This window comes from Streptomyces sp. SID13726, from assembly GCF_010548375.1.
Classification (GTDB): domain Bacteria; phylum Actinomycetota; class Actinomycetes; order Streptomycetales; family Streptomycetaceae; genus Streptomyces.
On record NZ_JAAGLY010000362.1, the window covers coordinates 1 to 467 of the forward strand.

1 protein-coding gene is annotated in these 467 nt (G+C 76.2%); it reads left to right on the forward strand.

Annotated features, from left to right (window positions below; all coding sequences use genetic code 11):
* Positions 1-467, forward strand: a 467-nt coding sequence (locus G3I78_RS48080) for a substrate-binding domain-containing protein (protein WP_164436932.1), incomplete at both ends; no start/stop codon positions are given.

The window sequence follows — 467 nt, forward strand, 5'->3', positions numbered from 1 at the left end:
ATCCCCGCCGGCGACGACCACCGCTACCTGGAGCCGGAGATCCGGGCGGGGGTGGCCACGGTGTTCGTGGACCGCCCGGCGGGCCGGATCGACGCGGACGTGGTGCTGTCCGACAGCTTCGGCGGTGCCCGCGCGGGCGTGGCGCACCTGATCGGGGGCGGCCACCGCCGGATCGCCTTCATCGGGGACCACCCGCACATCCACACGGCGACGGAGCGCCTGCGCGGCTACCGCGCTGCCATGGCGGAGGCGGGCCTGCCGGTGCCGGAGCCCTGGGTCTCCCTCGGCTCGACCGCCCCGGACCGCGTCGGGGAGGCGGCCCGGGCGATGCTGGCGGGCCCCGACCCCGTGACGGCGGTCTTCGCGGGGAACAACCGGGTGACGGTGACGCGGGTACGGGTCCTGGCCGCACACCCCCGGCCGGTGGCCCTTGTCGGCTTCGACGACTTCGAGCTGGCGGACCTGTT